This is a genomic window from Phenylobacterium sp., assembly GCF_030697925.1.
Classification (GTDB): Bacteria; Pseudomonadota; Alphaproteobacteria; order Caulobacterales; family Caulobacteraceae; genus Phenylobacterium.
Map to the genome: position 1 here is coordinate 1 of NZ_JAUYOJ010000148.1, position 15,267 is coordinate 15,267.

The following is a 15,267-nucleotide window of genomic DNA, read 5'->3' on the forward strand; positions in this document are numbered from 1 at the left end:
CATGCGGATCGGCTTGGCGTCCGAGCCCTGCGGCCAGAAATAGGCGCTGCGGCTGGAATTGACCTCGACCTCCAGCTCCACCCCGAGCTTGCGGCAATAGCCCAGCACCCCCTCGTGGTGGCTGGGCAGGCGGGCCGGGCCGGCGTTCATATAGACCCCCTCGGAGAAGGTCACGGTCTGGTCGGGCTCGCCCACCATCTCGATCTTCGAGCCGTTGCGCAGGGTCCAGTTGCGGCCGCCCAGCCGATCGCGCGCCTCCAGCAGGGTCACCGCGAACCCGGCCCGCTCCAGCTCGTAGGCGTTGACCAGCCCCGCGATCCCGCCGCCCAGGATGACCACGCTCTTGCCCGCTCCCAGGTCGGCCGGCATCACCGGGACCTGGCTGGCCGCGGCGGTGGGCAGCAGCCCCAGCGCCATCATCGCCGTATAGGCCGCGCCATAACCTCCGGTGGCGCCCACCCGATGCAAGAAACTCCGGCGACTGATCCCCATCTCACGCTCCGCTGACCGATCTGCGCCGCCTGACGCGTCGCGGGCCTCAGATGCCTGCGGCCTCCCCGCCCTTGGCAAGCCGGACCCCAGGAATCCACGGCGGATCGGCCGGCTCAGCGCAAATAACGGGCGAACCTGTTCAATTATCCGACAAACTGACAAAGCCGTCAGTTCATCTACACCTGAGATTTCATGCAACTTCCGATTGGTAGAATCATTTGTCCCGTCAGTTTGCTTCAAAACTCCGCATCTCCGACGTCAAATGTCTGATTTCCGCGCAATACGGAGTCACGATCACTAATCCAATTGACACAAATAGGTCAGTGCATGGTCCTGTTGCTCACATACCGCGTGACGGAGGCCAGACGCCGAGAGTCGATATCTTGGCGCGCTTCGTCGCGCGGAGGCGTCGCGCTTCGAATTACTGGAGAGCGAGAACGTATGGCGACGCCTCGCAAAAAGAAGACGGGCCAAAGGCTCGCGAGTACCGGTGGAGGAAGCGTTTCGAAGGGCCCGACAACATACCAAGAGGGGTCCTAGATGAAATCTGTATTTGCCGGGGTCAGCGCGCTTGCGCTCGCCTGCGGAATGGCCGGCGCCGCCGTGGCGCAGACGACCGACGAGGCGGCGGGCGAACTCGACGTCGTCATCGTCACCGGCACGCGCATGAGCGGCCTGCGGGCGGTCGATAGTCCGGCCCCGATCCAGGTGCTGGACGAGACGGCCCTGGCCCGCGTCGCCCAGAGCGACCTCATCCAGGCCATCGCCCAGAACGTGCCGTCCTTCAACGCCCAGGCGTTCGGCGGCGACACCGCCAACCTCACCCTATCGGCCAAACTGCGCGGCTTGAGCCCCAACCACGCCCTGGTGCTGGTCAACGGCAAGCGCCGGCACGGCACCGCCAACCTGGCGGTCCTGGGCGGTCCGTTCCAGGGGGGCGCCACCGCCGACCTCAACTACATCCCGCTGGGCTCGGTCAGCCATATCGAGGTGCTGCAGGACGGGGCCGCGGCCCAGTACGGCACCGACGCCATCGCCGGGGTCATCAACATCATCCTGAAGGACGACACCGAGGGCGGCTCGGTGGTGATCTCGGGGGGCAAGTATTTCGACGGCGGCGGCCTGACCGGCGACATCACCGCCAATATCGGCCTGGCCCCCATCGACGGCGCCTATCTGAACCTCACCCTGGAGAGCCGATGGCACGACCACACCTTCCGCGGCGACGTCGATCCGCGGACCATCGACACCCCCTACAACACCGCCTCCAGCTCGCGCCTGTCACGCTATCCGGGGCTCGTGAACCACCCCGACTATCCGTACATGAACCGCATCCCCGGCGACGCGGAATACCGGCTGAACATCTTCTCCTACAACGCCGGCTATGAGCTCGCCCCCGACACCGAGCTCTACAGCTTCGGCACCTTCGGCACGAAGTACGGCGCGGCCTATGAGAACTATCGCGTCCCCAACCTGATCGTCGGCAAGGACGGCACGCTCGCCCGGCCGTTCGGCTTCAGCCCCAAGGAGGCCATCGACGAGACCGACTACGCCGCCACCCTCGGGATCAAGGGCAAGCTGGCGGAATGGAACTGGGACCTCTCCAGCACCTATGGCCGCGACGACGTCGCCATCAACGTGCTCGATTCGGTGAACCGCTCGCTCTACATCGACACCTCGACGCTCACCACCAAGGGCTTCTCGCCCACCGATTTCCACGCCGGCGACTTCATCGCCAGCCAGTGGACCACCACCCTGGACGTGGCCCGCGAGTACGACGTCGGCATGGCCACCCCGCTCAACGCCGCCTTCGGCGCGGAGTACCGGCGCGAGACCTACGAGATCAAGCCGGGTGACGAGGCCTCCCGCTACAAGGAAGGCTCGCAGTCCTATCCGGGCTTCGCGCTCACCGACGCCGGCAAGTACGACCGCGAGAACTGGGCGATCTACGCCAACCTGGCGGTCTCCCCGATCGAGGCGCTCAAGCTGGACGGCGCCGTCCGCTACGAGAAGTTCAGCGACTTCGGCGACACCACCGTGGTCAAGGGCACCGCCCGCTACGACTTCAACGAAGCCTTCGCCATCCGCGGCACGGCCAGCACCGGCTTCCGCGCGCCCACCCTGGCGGAATCCTACTATTCGGCCACCAACGTCTCGCCGACCGCCGCCTTCGTCCAGCTGCCGCCCAATTCCGCGGCCGCCAAGCTGGTGGGCATCGACGGGCTGAAGGCCGAGAAGTCGACCAATTTCAGCGTCGGCTTCGTCGCCCATCCCGGCGCGGGGATCACCGCCACCTTCGACGCCTACCAGATCGAGGTCGAGGACCGCATCGTCGGCTCCGGCTCGCTGTTCGGCACGGGCGGTGCGGTCAATATCCCGGCGGTCCTGGCCGCCATCCTGGCCAATGGCAACGTGCTCGACCCCACCGTGACGATCACCGGGATCAACATGTTCACCAACGGCCTGGACACCCGCACCCGCGGCGCCGAGCTGGTGGTCACCTACACCTCCGACCTGGGCGACTACGGGGCCATCAACTGGTCGCTGACCGCCAACTACAACGAGACCAAGGTCACCAAGATCGCGACCCCGCCCGCCCAGCTCGCCGGCGCTTCGCTGTTCAACCTGACCGCCATCTCCAACCTGGAGGACACCTCGCCCAAGTACCGCTTCGTGCTGGGCGGCCTGTGGACCTGGGACAAGCTGAGCGTCAACCTGCGCGAGGCGCTCTACGGCCCCTCGTCCAACCTCAACAGCCGCACGGGCGCCGTCTACTACAAGACCGAGGTCGACGCGACCTTCATCACCGACCTGGAAGTCTCCTACAAATTCACCGACTCGGTGAAGCTGGCGGTCGGGGCCAACAACCTGTTCAACACCTATCCGGACATGGTCAACGCCCAGCTGCGGGACGAGTATCTCCGCAACAACAGCAACGCCTACGTCACCAAGTACCCGACCTTCTCGCCCTTCGGCATCAACGGCGGCTACTACTACTCGAAACTCAGCTTCACCTTCTGATTTCCGAAGCTGACACGGCGGGCCGCGGCGGAACCCTCTCCCGCCGCGGCCTAACGCGTTTAGTGCTTCTGCGCGCCCGGTTCGGCGATCAGATTGAGGATGTTGCCGTCGGGGTCCTTGAACCAGGCCACCTTCATGTGGCCGTCGGGGGCCGCGTAGACGTCGCCCTCCTGCTTCATCTCCGGCATCTGGTAGTGTTCGAAGGCCACGCCCTTCCGTTTCAAGTCGGCCACGGCGGCGTCGATGTCGGTCACCTGCCAAGTGAGCGCGGTGGCCTTGTTGGTGCCGGCGAATTCCGACCGGTAGACGTTGATGGTGCTGGCGCCGCTCTTGTAGGTGACCACCTCGCCGCCCTCTTCGTCGACCGGCTGCAAGCCTAGGACGTCCTCATAGAATCGCCGGGCGCGACTCATATCCTTGACCGCCAGGCTCGCGGCAGCATCGTTGTTGCCTAACATGACCGTCTTCTCCGATGGCCCGAACCCCGGCGATCAACCAATGGCCCGCGCCCCGGTTCCTCCCCGCGGGAGAAGTCACCCCAACCGCTCCAGCGCCCGGTGGTCGAGGATGTGGTCCGCCGCCCCGCCCAGCATGCGCATGAACATCGCATCCCCGCGCGGGGTCTGCTCCACCACCATGGCGGCGAAGAAGGCGGTGAAGAACAGCAGGAAGGCGCCGCTTCCATAGTGCCGCTTCAGGTCGGCGAAGGCGTAGTCCTTGACCCCCAGCACCGTGAGCCTGGCGTGATAGAGCCGCAGAAGTTCGTCCTCGTGGTCGCGCCGTACATCGGCCGGCACGGCGCCTGCCAGGAAATAGGCCACGTCCGTCGCCCCGGCCCCATAGGCGAAGGACTGCCAGTCCAGCGTCGTCACCGGATAACCGCCCGCCGCCGTGCCGAACATCATGTTGTCAGGCCGGAAGTCGTTGTGGGTCAGGCAGCGCGGCCCGTCGTGCAGCGCCCCCACCGCTCCGAAGCTGGCCGCCAGCACCTCGCCCACCTCCACCCAGTGGGGCAGGATGCGTTCGGCGTAACGCGCCTTGAACCCCATCCACATCGCCTGGACCAGTTCCGGCGTCGCGGCGCTGGGCGGGGCGGCCTTCGAGCCCGAGACCCAGGGCAGCTCGTCCAGCCCGTCGTCGCCCCAGTGGCTGGCGTGCAGCTTGGCCGCCTCGCCGATCACCAGCCGCGCCTGGTCCAGGGTCACGCCCTCCAGCTGGTCTCCCTGCTCGGCCGGCGCCAGGTCCTCCATGATCAGCACGAACTCGCCGCCGTCGGCGTTGGTCTCCGCCATGTAGGCCTTGGGCGTGTGGATCAGCGCCTTGGCCGCCAGGGTCCTGTAGAAGTTCACCTCGCGCAGGTAGTTGCCCAGCATGATCCCGGTCGCCCGGCTGGTGTCGTCCGCCGCCGGGAACTTGCCCACCACCGAGGCCGGCGCGTCCTCGCCCCCGCGCTCATAGTCCAGCACGAAGCGCACGCTGTCGCCGATCTGACCGGTGCCCACCCCCTTGGAGGTCAGGCCGCGCACCACCGCGTCGATCCCTGCCTGCTGCAGCATGGCGGTCATCCAGGCCGCGTCGATCTCGCCCGGCCGGCGGATGTCGGGACCCGTCATGCGCTCACCGCGTGGGTGTAGACCTCGTTCAGCGCGATCAGCCCGTCCTGCAGGATCACCAGGTCGAAGCCGCGCAGCCGCGCTCCGCCTTCGATGTCGCAGTACCAGCGCCCGCAGAAGCCGCCCGGGATCGGCCACACCTCGTCGGGGGTATAGGTCATGGCCGGGGTCGCTCCGAACAGCCCGGTCAGATAGCTCCCCAGGGCGTCGCGCCCGACCAGGCCGTCCGCCGTCTGCGGGTCCTTGTAGACGCAGTCGGCGGCATAGAATTCCAGCAGCCCCGGCACGTCCTTCGACGTCCAGGCCGCCAGCCAGCGGGCGTTGAACCGTTCGATATCCAAGCTTACGCCTCCCCTAGCACCCGCGCCCGATGCTCGGGCGTGAACATCTGCGCCGGAATCGCCTCGGGCCCGGCCATCACCGCCACCGAATGCAGCTTCAGGCTGGGATCGATCGCCGCCCGCTCGAACAGGCTCAGTCGCCGCGCGGCCGCCGCCTCGCCGAACTCCATGTCGATCGTCGCCTGCAGCTTGGCGGTGAACCGCAGCCGCCGCATCCGCTCGGCCCGCTCCTCGCCATAGCCGGCGAAGGCCGCGGGGCTCCAGTCGTCGCCGGCCGTCAGGATGCCGCTCACCATCCGCACGTCGCGATAGGTGATCGACAGCCCCAGCCCGATGATCGGATCGTTCCAGCCCGCCGCGTCGCCCACCAGCACCACGCCCGGCCCATAGGGTTCGTCGGTCCAGGCGTCGGCGTTGACATAGGAATAGAGCGGTCCCGCCGGCCGGCCGGCCACCAGATGCCGGTTCTCCGGGCTGCAGGTCATGGCGAAGGCGTCCAGGAACCGCCGCGGCCCGTCCGGCCCCTTGAACCTCTGCGCCTGGTCCAGCGGATAGCCGCCATAGACCCGCACCTTGCCGCCCCCCTGCGGGAAGGCCAGGAAGCCGAACTCGCCCTCGGTGCCGATGGCCTGCAGCTCCGGCCGCCATCCGTCGGCGCCCTCTATCAGCAGCCCTGCGAACCAGTGGTGGGGCCTGTCCTGGTGCAGCACGATCCCGGCGGCCTCGCGCACCTGCGAGGTGCGCCCATCGGCCCCGACGACCAGCCGCGCGGAGACCTCCTCCCGCGCCCCGTCCTGCTCGAACGCCAGCCGCGGCGCCGCGCCGGTCGCGACCTCGATCACCCGCACCCCGCGCCGGGTCTCCGCGCCCGCCGCGCCCGCCGCGTCGAACAGGGTCTGGCAGTGGTGCGGATGGCCCAGGCACAGCGGCCCCGGCACCCCTTCGCGGAAGATCGACAGCGGCAAGCCCTCGGCCTCCGACTCGGCCGGCGCCCGGGTCTCGTCATAGGTGATGTGGTGGGTGATGTGGTGCCCGCCGGCCGCGACCAGCAGGTCGTAGAGCCCCAGCCGCTTGACCTCGTCCACACCCCACGGCGCGATCCACTCGCCGCGCACCTTGTCCTCATAGACCTGCGTCTGCTCCAGCAGCAGCACCGAGCGCCCAGCCCGCGCCATGGTCAGCGCCAGGGCCGACCCGCCGATTCCGCCGCCCACGATCGCCAGATCGAACGCCCGCATGGTCCCTCTCCCGCCGGCGGCGCTGTCCCCGCGCCGCCCGCCTGCGGACAGAAGGTCAACCCCGCCCTAGGGTCAGTCCAGGGAAATTCGCGGCGCGGCGTTCAGGCCTCGGAGACCTGTCGGCCCAGCCTCTTCGGGGCCATGGCGACGTAGCTCTGCCTCATCCAGGCCTTCAGGGTCGGCAGTTCGGCCAGGATGTCGTCATCGGGACCGAAATGGGCGATGGCCCAGTCATGCTGCCTGTACCAGCCCCGGCTCTCGCGGACGAAGGGGAGATCCTGCACCATCTCAAAGGAGGTCGGCAGCTTGACGATGATGGTCAGCTCGTCCTTGGGCTGGGCCTTGTCGCCCAGGATGACGAACATCTTGCCCCGGACCCGCACCACCCGGGTGAAGGCCCATCCCAGCCCCGCCTCGGTCTCCGGCAGGGTCAGGCCGTAGGCGATCAGCTCGGCTTCCGCACGCTGGTGAGGCGTCGTCATGACCAGGCGGCACGCCTCCCTGCCGATGGCGTGATCCACGCCGTCCGTCGATGCGAGACGTTCGGCCGCCTCCCGCCGCCCGTCCAGGGAAAGTTAGGCGCGCGGTCCTCGCGACCAGATGCTGACGGTGAACAGGACGACCGCGAACAATCCGAAGGCGGCCACCACCATGGCCAAGTAGAGGTCTTCGCCGGACATTTTCAGGCTCCCATATGCTGGAGCTCCGAACATGCCGCATGGCCCACGGGCCCAAAATTCCGGTGCGTCCCTTAGGTATTTCTACCTAGATCCCGGCCAGCCCGATCAGGTTGACCAGGGAGAGCAGCATGAAGCCGCTGCTGAACAGCAACAGCGCCATCGCCCAGAGGGCGGGCCGCCTCGGAGGGGTCGAATTCATCATGGCGTCGGTCCTCCTTGCCGTGGATCGCCGCAAGATTGGACCGCGCGCCTTGAACGACCGCTGAACGCCGCTGTCAGCTAGATTGCCGGGGGCTTAACCGGGCGGGCGGTCGCCGCACCGTCCAACCCCAGCGCGTCAGGCGCCGGTCGCGTCCACCACGATGGCGACCGTCTTGCCCCGGGACAGCGGCTCCCACCCCGCCACCATGGCGGATGCGATGGCTCTCGCCACGAGTTCCGGCGCGATCTGCGAGGCCTTCAGTTGCGGCGCGCCGTACTTGGGCTGCGTGCCCGCGGGAAACTCCAGCACGGCTTCGCGCTGCCCCTCCCGGTGACGCACGGCGATCGCCATGCCGCGCCACGCCGCGGTGTCGCTGGACCACTGGGGCTGGCGCTGAAGCCGCCAGACATAGGGCTCCCCACCGACCTCGATCTCAAACTCAGGACTCTGCTTGGTTCGCGCCATGTGAGGGAGTTAGCCCTTCGAGGGCGTGCAAGCCACCCCGCCCTCGCCCAGCGCCGACGCTAGCGATCGGGTTTGGTCGTGGGCAACGGGCAATTCGTACAGAGCCTATCGTCGCACATCCGGCAGATCGTGAAGCGATCCAGCTCGGTGGTGTCCTGCCGTCCCAACACCTCACCTATCAGCGTTCCAAGCTGCTTCGTTTCGGCTGGCGACAGCACATCCAGAAGTGACCCGACGGCCGAAATCCGGGAAGCCATCAGTTCGTTGCGGGTCGCAGCGCCCCTGGCCGTCAGGTGCAGAGCGACCTCCCGCCCGTCCTTCCCTGGCCGGCGTTCGACAAGCTGGTCCGAGACCAGACGGTCCACCAGCCGGACAGTTCCGGAATGCGACAGACCAAGTATCCGCCGGAGCTTGTCGTTGGTCATGCCCTGGCCATAGCCAATGACCACGAGCGCCGCAGGCGTCTCGCCGCCCCGGCCAATGACCTCGCGGGCGCCCTGCTCGATACGATCCATGACAGCGAGCGAGAGCGCGCCCAGCAAATTCGCGATTCCAGTCTCCATGCGACGAATAATATGTGCGCGGCACACAAATAACAACTTGACCAATTATGTGCGCTCCGCACATGTTTGTGGCCCGCCAACCGCGCCTGTCATTCGCGCCATGGGCATGAAGAAACCTGGAGACCAGAGATGGCCACTCGAAGCCCTGCATCAACATCGCCACGCTCCGACAACAGAGAGCCCACACTGAAATACGTGCAGGCCAATGGCGTGCGGTTCGCCTATCTCGAACAGGGGAGCGGGCCCCTGGTCATGTTCATGCACGGCTTCCCCGACAACGCCTGGTCATATCGGAAGCAAATGCAGGTCTTCGCGGATGCGGGATATCGCGCGGTCTCGCCGTTCCTACGGGGCTATGCGCCGACCGAGATTCCGGCCGACGGGATCTTCGACCCCATCGCTCTGGGCAAGGATCTCGAAGCGCTCATCGCGGCGCTGAGCGACGACGGACAGGCGCGCGTTGTCGGTATGGATTGGGGCGGCACATCGACCTTGCAGGCGCTGGCCACGGCGCCCTCGGCGATCAAGGCCGCCGTGGTCATGAACACCGCGCACCCGATCACATTTTCAAGCATCCGGAAGGATCCTGAAGCTGTCCGATCCCTCTTCCATTTCTATTTCTTCCAGCTGCCCGGCGCGGACTCGGCGGTCAATATCGAGGGGCTCCCCTTCGTCGACTACCTTTGGAACCTGTGGTCGCCGACCTTCAAGAACGACGCGCATCTCCGCTCGATCAAGGAGACGCTCAGCTCTCCTGGCACGATGACCGCGGCGCTCAAATACTATGGAGGCCTGTTCAATGCGGGCATGGCGGGCCGGCTGCCGATGAACGCGATGTACACCCCGACCCTGACGATCTACGGCGCCAACGACCCGACAGCGAGGTATTCGGTGAAGGAGGAGCCCCTCTTCAAGGGGCCGCACAAGCGCATTGTCCTGCCCGATGTCGGGCACTTCCCGCACCTTGAGCGTGAGGCCGAAGTGACCGCGCTGATCATGGACTGGTTCAAGACGCACGCGCCTGACTGAACGCCGTCCCGGTGGCCGGCGTCACGCGATGGCGGCGTCCATCATCTTCCCCCGAAGCCGGCGCATGCCGCCCAGCCAGCGGTCGTAGTCGCCGGCCTTGCGCTGCATGTAGCTCAGCACGATCGGGTGCGGCAGGATCAGGAACGTCTCCGCCGCCAGGCCCTCGACCACGCTCTCGGCCACCGCGTCGGGGGTCAGCACGCCGTCCAGGTTCTGCGGCTGGGACGCCGCGTCGCCCTGGCGCAGCATGGCCGTGTCGACGCCCTGCGGGCACAGGATCGAGACCTTGACGCCCTGGTCGCCGTGGGTGATCGCCAGCGACTCGGCGAAACCCACCGCGGCGTGTTTGGTCGTCGAATAGACCGCCCCGCCGATCTGCGAGAGCAGGCCCGCGGCCGAGACGGTGTTCAGCAGGTAGCCGCCGCCCCGCGCCCGCATGCCCGGAATGACCGCGCGGGCGGCGTGCACATGGGCCATGACGTTGACGTTCCAGGCCCGCTGCCAGACCGCGTCGGGCGACGAGGCTGCGCTCTGCCGGTCGGGGTCGCCGTCGCCGACGCCCGCGTTCGAACAGAAGAGGTCGATGCCGCCGTGCCGCGCCTCGACATCGGCCACCATGGCCGCCATGGCCTCGCCGTCGCTGACGTCCAGGGTGACGGCCTCGCCGCCGATCTCGCGGGCGACGGCGGCGGCCCCCTCGCCGTTACGGTCCGCCACGATCACCGCCCGCGCGCCCTCCCGGGCGAAGCGGCGGCAGAGCGCCGCCCCGATCCCGTCGGCGCCGCCGGTCACGACGACGACCTTGTCCTTCACATGCATCGGTAGCGCCCTTCTGGATCGTGGATCAGTTCGCTTCGGCGTAGCCGGCGAACGAGTGCTTCAGGGTGGCGTGGTTCAGCAGCATCTCGGCCACCTGCTTCTCGCCGCGTGCGTCGAAGACCCGGGTGCGCACCCAGTAGGATTCGGTGCGCTTGCTCTCGGCCAAGGCCGCGATCTCGCGCCGCAGGACATAGTCCTCGCCCACGAACAGCGGCCCGTCGATCAGCCGGATCTCCTGGTCGGCGAAGAGGCCCACCGCGGGCCCTTTCACCGGGAAGGCCGCCTCGCGGCTGGAATATTCGAACAGCACGCTCAGCATCTCGAACGGGATGATCGCCCGTCCCCAGGGCGAGGCCGCAGCGTCGGAATACCAGGGCGAGGTCTCGGTGATCGCCGCCAGCTTCTGGTTGAGGCTGAAGGGATAGAGCGCGCCCATGTTCTGGTCGGGGTCCATGCGCACCCGCTCGTCCTTCGCCCCCGTCATCCCGACCTTCAGGTCCTCCAGGATCAGCAGCCGGCCCGGCGGGCGCAGCGCCGCCATGCGGGTTTCCAAAAGCGTCGGGCCGGCGTCGGGGCCCAGGCTCGCGCTCGCCTCCAGGACGGGCGTGCCGTCGGCCTTCTCGGCCCACACCCGCGTGGACACGGCGCCTTCAGGCGGGATCTCGGCGAAGGCGCGGACCTCTTCACCTTCGACGACCATGTTGAGGAAGTGGGACGAAATACAGCCGCGCTCGAACCAGGCCTGCCCCCAGATCCTGGCGAGCAGCGGCTGGAACTGGCTGAAGTGCGTGGGCCCCTCGATCGGCCCGGCGCGGAACCCCAGCTTCTCGGCCATGGCGTCGTCGTGCAGGGACGCGTGCCCGCCATACTCCTGGTCGGCCAGCATCTGTCGGGGTCGGCGCAGGGGGCCTGCAAGGCTGAGGGCGGTGGAGAATCCCATGCGCGTGTCCTTCCCTGGCGACAGACGCGCTGTCCGTCCGGCCGGCGCCTTGAGCGGGCGCGTCTCCGTCTACATAGACCTTCGCAAACATAGATCAAACATTTGTTTGAATCGGACCCGCGTGCCGGACGGCGCCGAGCGACTGAACCTTCAACGGCCGATCGCAACCTTGCAGTAGAGGTAGCCTTCGACCTCGTAGGCCCGGGTCGCGCGACCGGAAATCCCCGCGCCGCCGTAGACATACCCTGCCGGGATCAGCTGTTCCTTGCGGTCGGAGCGGAAGATGATCCGCTTCGACACGCCGGCGGGGCACAGCTCCTGCGCTCGCCTGTCCCAAAAGCTCGACGCCTCGGCCACGGAGGAGTGGGAAGGCACGATGGCCAACAGCGTGTATCCGCCGTCGGCGTTGGAACGGTCCTTGTAGCCATACGGCTCCGCGTCGCCGATCGGCCCATAGACGGGCGGCTTGGGTGTCGCGCAGGCCCCAAGGCCTAGCAACAGGGCCAGCAGCGGCGCCGCAGCGAAGGTAGGACGCGCGACCAAGGCTAGTCGCCCTTGGCCGTGCGCTTCAGGCCGCGAACATATTCCACGGTCGCCTTCCCGATCGCCACGGCGTTGCCATATGTGGCCGGCGTGGTGACGTTGGCCGCCGAGGAGACATAGGCTCCGGCCTCCACGCCCTCCCCGATGCGCCGCACGGTTCGATCATTGGCCGTCGTCTCCAGGAGCTCGTCGGCGCCCGTCAGGGACGGAACAGCCGTGCGGTTGATGTCCAGGAGCAGATATTTGGCGATGAACGCGTGGGCGTTCTGGATCTCGCGCGTCAACCGGGCGCTTCCGTCCGTCAGCCATTCCCGCGTCAGGAACACCGAGCTTTCCCCGGCCGAGAATTTGTCGTCCTGCGCCAGTTCGATCTCACGCGTCATCGAACTGTACTCGCGCGACCCCGCGGCCGGCGGGGCGCCGCTCCCGTCGCGAGCGCTCTCGCGCACGGAAGCTTCCAGACGCGCCTTGAGCTCCGGCGAGAGGGCCGGAACCGGTAGCGGCGTCGAAAAATAGGTGAAGACGTTGCGATAGAGCGGGCCCGTCGTCTCGGACGCCGGCGGCTTGGCCTTGAACGTGTGAGGCGTCTTATAGGGAACCGCCGCGTTCTGGTACGTCGCGACAGCGACCACACGCAGGACGCTGGAGTCCTCGGACAGGGTGTAGGTCGTGGCGATCTCGACCAGATCGTCGAGCGCGACGGGCTTGGCGCCCTTCCGCGTCAGGACCACGTCGCTGAAGGTGACCGCCTGGGCTCCAGGGGCCGCCGGGACCGCCTTGACCTCCGCCACGACGGCCTTGTCGAGCATCTCCGGGGTGACCAGCTCGGCGATCTCGGAAGCCTGGCGGTGGGCGCGGGCCGAGGGTGCGGCGTTGATGATCGCCGCGGCGATGGCGCCGCCGATCGCGCCCGCCAATCCGGCGCCCCCACCATTGACCTGGGTGTAGTACCAGCTCTTGCCGACCCCGGCCTCGTTGCCGGCGATGCTCACCTGGGTCGGCCCAAGGCGCTCGGCGTTGGCCAGGGTGAGCAGGCGTGCGTTCGGCACGGGCTCGACCGTGGCGCAGGCCGCCAGCGCAAGGCAAAGCAAGGGCGCCGCCGTGCGCCGCAAAATCCTGTTCATTCGTGATCCTGAAAACGAGCGGCCAGCGGCCTGCATTGCGCGCGCGCGCGCAGTGTTATCGGTCAAAGCCCCACCCGCGCCCACGACACCCCAAACTCCGCGAACGCTACACGCGGTGGCTTAGCTTGTCACCCGGCTCAACTGACCCGGGACCGATCGCCGACCGCCGAACCCCCGTCGGCCGTTCAGCGAACCGTTTCCGTCTCCCTGGGCGCCGAAACCCGGCGCGTCTTGGCCTGGGCCTTGGGCTTAGGCAGCAGTCGGAAGCGCGACTGACACCAGGCGAAGTCGACGCCCACATCGAGCAAGGCGTCGGAACGCCCGCAGGGGCAGGCGAAATCCATCACCCCGATCACGCGGTAGGTCTCTCCGGCCTGCAGGGGCACCGGCCTTCCCGTGACATGATTGGGGGCTGCGTTGACGCACAGAACCAGATCGCCAGGACCGACCGCGTCGCTCATCGCACTCATCCGCTACCCGAGGCGAAGACTAGACCCTGACCCGCAAGGGGCAAGGACCAGTTTCCACCCCGTCGCGGACATCTCGAATTACGGTGACAGTGCACTAAATTGCCGCCTCAATTGATTGACGCCAAGCCCGCCAAGCGAGGGCCTCCGCCGAAAGACGCTGGCGCTGAATAGAATGCACTGTCACCGCAACCCCCGGAGGAGGTCGGCCAGGCGGGCGGCCTGGACGAGGCGCTCGCGACGACGCCCTACTGCGGTCGCAGGCGCTTCTTCGAGTCCAGAAAGGCCTTGGCCGTGATCTTGGCGCGGTATTCCGCCAAACCTCTGCCAAGTTGAACCGTCCGGCTCAGCGGCGTCAGCTGAACACCGTGCAGGGAGAACAGGCCGGCCTTGCTCCGCTCGTCCATCCGGATCAGCGCTGGGTCCTGAACCGCGATCTGAGCCTCGTGATAGATGTCGTCGTGGATGCCGTTGCGCACGTCGGCGGGCCGGTCCGGGGCCTCGCCGGGCGGCGGCGTCTTGTCGACTTGAACGATCCCCTTGCTCTTGAGGAACGCGTAGCTCCACTGATCCTCGTAGTAGTACTCACGGAGGTAATGGACCCGGGCGCGCTCGCCCGCCCAGCGGCGGTTCAGCTCGGCCGCGACGGCCTCCATGCCGGCCTGGTTGCGGCCGCTGTCCCCCACGAGAATGATGTCCACGAAGCCGTGCGCCTTGTAGCTCCGGCAGATGTCCGTCAGCAGGGCCTCAAAGGTCTTCTCCTCGAGGCTGATGGCGCCCGCGAAGGCCATGTGACTATCGGGCGGGTCGATGCGGCCCTCGGGCACGAACTTCACGATCGGCGCGATGAGCGCGTGGCCGATCTCGCGCGCCATGTAGGGCAGGACGGTCTGCAGGACATAGTTGTGCTTGCCGGTGGCGACGTAGGGTCCGTTGTGCTCGACGCCGCCCGTACCGATGATGATCGTGGTCGCGCCCGCGCGGATCGCGTCCCGCACCTCGAGCGACGTCAGCTCTTCGGTCCACAAGCTGGCCCGAGCTGCGATGGGTCGCGGCGCCTCGGGATCGCCCAGACGATTCTGAGCAAGCGCCGGGCCTGCGGCAAGCAGAGCCGACAAAGCCACGAGATTGAGAATGTGCCGCATCTTGGCGTCCCCCTTTTGCCGTCACGTCGCCGAGGAGACTAGCGCACCCGCCTTCCCTCGCGCCGAATCTCCACAGGTCTCCAATGGAAATTCGGGGACACAATACTCAATTCCCACCCCTCTAACGCCCGGCATCCCCGGATGCTGAAAACCCTTAAAGGCTATGGCAGCCCTTGAGCTTCGCCGCCCGGCTTGGTCAAGGACCGCCGCAGGCGGCCGCGCCAGCGGCGGCGCTCAGCGCCGTCCTTGAGGAAGACCGGCGGCGGAGGTCTGTTCGGCGGTGGGTCTGGGCATTGAGACGATCCTGCCATCCGGGCCCGAGCCTTCGACTGGCTGACCGAGAGAACGAACACCTTCATCAACGTACTGCGCCCCAGGGTCCGGTCGGCTGTGGCGGACTATCAGCGCCAGTGATGGTAGTCGGCGCGAGCTACAGGTCAGCTCAGCGCCGATATCGTTGATTTAGTCCGCTAATGAGCGGCTGAGAGCCTCCTTCGAAGCCTGGAATGCGGTGGGGTAGCGCCTTTGGCCGCCGCTTTGTGGGCGTGGACCGGTGTCCGGGGCGGTTGCCCGTCAGGCTGTGGC

At 67.3% G+C, this 15,267-nt stretch carries 16 protein-coding genes; 2 read left to right on the forward strand and 14 right to left on the reverse strand.

Translation table 11 applies throughout. The features are described from left to right. A partial coding sequence (locus Q8Q88_RS13780; protein ID WP_305675759.1) for an FAD-dependent oxidoreductase occupies positions 1–492 on the reverse strand: 492 nt, incomplete at its 3' end. Between the two features lie 540 nt (positions 493–1,032). On the opposite strand from Q8Q88_RS13780, the gene Q8Q88_RS13785 reads away from it, so the two are divergent. Continuing rightward, positions 1,033–3,513 carry a TonB-dependent siderophore receptor gene (locus Q8Q88_RS13785; protein WP_305675760.1) on the forward strand — a complete coding sequence of 827 codons (2,481 nt, stop codon included), beginning with the start codon at positions 1,033–1,035 and terminating at the stop codon, positions 3,511–3,513. A 59-nt stretch (positions 3,514–3,572) separates the two neighbouring features. Here Q8Q88_RS13785 and Q8Q88_RS13790 read toward each other — a convergent pair whose 3' ends face one another. The 7 genes from Q8Q88_RS13790 to Q8Q88_RS13820 form a co-directional block, all read right to left on the reverse strand. Beyond that, positions 3,573–3,971 (reverse strand): VOC family protein, encoded by a 399-nt coding sequence (locus Q8Q88_RS13790; RefSeq protein WP_305675761.1) that lies wholly within the window; start codon positions 3,969–3,971, stop codon positions 3,573–3,575. 75 nt (positions 3,972–4,046) lie between these two features. Then, complete coding sequence (locus Q8Q88_RS13795; protein ID WP_305675762.1) at positions 4,047–5,126, reverse strand: phosphotransferase; 1,080 nt, start codon at positions 5,124–5,126, stop codon at positions 4,047–4,049. After that, positions 5,123–5,467 (reverse strand): nuclear transport factor 2 family protein, encoded by a 345-nt coding sequence (locus Q8Q88_RS13800; protein WP_305675763.1) that lies wholly within the window; start codon positions 5,465–5,467, stop codon positions 5,123–5,125. Before Q8Q88_RS13800 ends, Q8Q88_RS13795 begins: the two co-directional genes overlap by 4 nt. Positions 5,468–5,469: 2 nt before the next feature. Then, positions 5,470–6,705 (reverse strand): NAD(P)/FAD-dependent oxidoreductase, encoded by a 1,236-nt coding sequence (locus Q8Q88_RS13805; RefSeq protein ID WP_305675764.1) that lies wholly within the window; start codon positions 6,703–6,705, stop codon positions 5,470–5,472. A gap of 101 nt (positions 6,706–6,806) precedes the next feature. Further along, a complete protein-coding gene (locus Q8Q88_RS13810; RefSeq protein WP_305675765.1) occupies positions 6,807–7,187 on the reverse strand; it encodes an MmcQ/YjbR family DNA-binding protein in 381 nt (126 codons plus the stop codon). A gap of 535 nt (positions 7,188–7,722) precedes the next feature. Beyond that, positions 7,723–8,052, reverse strand: a complete 330-nt coding sequence (locus Q8Q88_RS13815) for a hypothetical protein (RefSeq protein WP_305675766.1) — start codon at positions 8,050–8,052, stop codon at positions 7,723–7,725. Between the two features lie 59 nt (positions 8,053–8,111). Beyond that, positions 8,112–8,660 carry a MarR family winged helix-turn-helix transcriptional regulator gene (locus Q8Q88_RS13820; protein WP_305675767.1) on the reverse strand — a complete coding sequence of 183 codons (549 nt, stop codon included), beginning with the start codon at positions 8,658–8,660 and terminating at the stop codon, positions 8,112–8,114. Between the two features lie 21 nt (positions 8,661–8,681). Between Q8Q88_RS13820 and Q8Q88_RS13825 the strand changes: the two genes are divergently transcribed. Beyond that, the gene (locus Q8Q88_RS13825) at positions 8,682–9,644 is read left to right on the forward strand and encodes an alpha/beta fold hydrolase (RefSeq protein WP_305675768.1); all 963 of its coding nucleotides are present in this window, start codon (positions 8,682–8,684) and stop codon (positions 9,642–9,644) included. Positions 9,645–9,665: 21 nt separating this feature from the next. Here the strand turns inward: Q8Q88_RS13825 and Q8Q88_RS13830 are convergent, their stop codons facing one another. From Q8Q88_RS13830 to Q8Q88_RS13855, 6 genes are all read right to left on the reverse strand, one after another. Next, complete coding sequence (locus Q8Q88_RS13830) at positions 9,666–10,463, reverse strand: SDR family oxidoreductase (RefSeq protein WP_305675769.1); 798 nt, start codon at positions 10,461–10,463, stop codon at positions 9,666–9,668. A 25-nt stretch (positions 10,464–10,488) separates the two neighbouring features. After that, complete coding sequence (locus Q8Q88_RS13835) at positions 10,489–11,403, reverse strand: hypothetical protein (RefSeq protein ID WP_305675770.1); 915 nt, start codon at positions 11,401–11,403, stop codon at positions 10,489–10,491. 150 nt (positions 11,404–11,553) lie between these two features. Further along, positions 11,554–11,946 (reverse strand): hypothetical protein, encoded by a 393-nt coding sequence (locus tag Q8Q88_RS13840; RefSeq protein ID WP_305675771.1) that lies wholly within the window; start codon positions 11,944–11,946, stop codon positions 11,554–11,556. Between the two features lie 2 nt (positions 11,947–11,948). Then, positions 11,949–13,070 (reverse strand): hypothetical protein, encoded by a 1,122-nt coding sequence (locus tag Q8Q88_RS13845; protein WP_305675772.1) that lies wholly within the window; start codon positions 13,068–13,070, stop codon positions 11,949–11,951. A gap of 185 nt (positions 13,071–13,255) precedes the next feature. Further along, positions 13,256–13,531, reverse strand: a complete 276-nt coding sequence (locus Q8Q88_RS13850) for a hypothetical protein (protein ID WP_305675773.1) — start codon at positions 13,529–13,531, stop codon at positions 13,256–13,258. 254 nt (positions 13,532–13,785) lie between these two features. Further along, positions 13,786–14,682, reverse strand: coding sequence for a creatininase family protein (locus Q8Q88_RS13855; protein WP_305675774.1), 897 nt, complete (start codon positions 14,680–14,682; stop codon positions 13,786–13,788). Positions 14,683–15,267 lie beyond the last annotated feature (585 nt).

Bases quoted from the DNA above. Each gene is read 5' to 3' on its own strand.
- Q8Q88_RS13785 (WP_305675760.1), top strand. From the start codon at position 1,033: ATGAAATCTGTATTTGCCGGGGTCAGCGCGCTTGCGCTCGCCTGCGGA.
- Q8Q88_RS13790 (WP_305675761.1), bottom strand. From the start codon at position 3,971: ATGTTAGGCAACAACGATGCTGCCGCGAGCCTGGCGGTCAAGGATATG.
- Q8Q88_RS13795 (WP_305675762.1), bottom strand. From the start codon at position 5,126: ATGACGGGTCCCGACATCCGCCGGCCGGGCGAGATCGACGCGGCCTGG.
- Q8Q88_RS13805 (WP_305675764.1), bottom strand. From the start codon at position 6,705: ATGCGGGCGTTCGATCTGGCGATCGTGGGCGGCGGAATCGGCGGGTCG.
- Q8Q88_RS13810 (WP_305675765.1), bottom strand. From the start codon at position 7,187: ATGACGACGCCTCACCAGCGTGCGGAAGCCGAGCTGATCGCCTACGGC.
- Q8Q88_RS13815 (WP_305675766.1), bottom strand. From the start codon at position 8,052: ATGGCGCGAACCAAGCAGAGTCCTGAGTTTGAGATCGAGGTCGGTGGG.
- Q8Q88_RS13830 (WP_305675769.1), bottom strand. From the start codon at position 10,463: ATGCATGTGAAGGACAAGGTCGTCGTCGTGACCGGCGGCGCCGACGGG.
- Q8Q88_RS13835 (WP_305675770.1), bottom strand. From the start codon at position 11,403: ATGGGATTCTCCACCGCCCTCAGCCTTGCAGGCCCCCTGCGCCGACCC.
- Q8Q88_RS13845 (WP_305675772.1), bottom strand. From the start codon at position 13,070: ATGAACAGGATTTTGCGGCGCACGGCGGCGCCCTTGCTTTGCCTTGCG.
- Q8Q88_RS13850 (WP_305675773.1), bottom strand. From the start codon at position 13,531: ATGAGCGACGCGGTCGGTCCTGGCGATCTGGTTCTGTGCGTCAACGCA.
- Q8Q88_RS13855 (WP_305675774.1), bottom strand. From the start codon at position 14,682: ATGCGGCACATTCTCAATCTCGTGGCTTTGTCGGCTCTGCTTGCCGCA.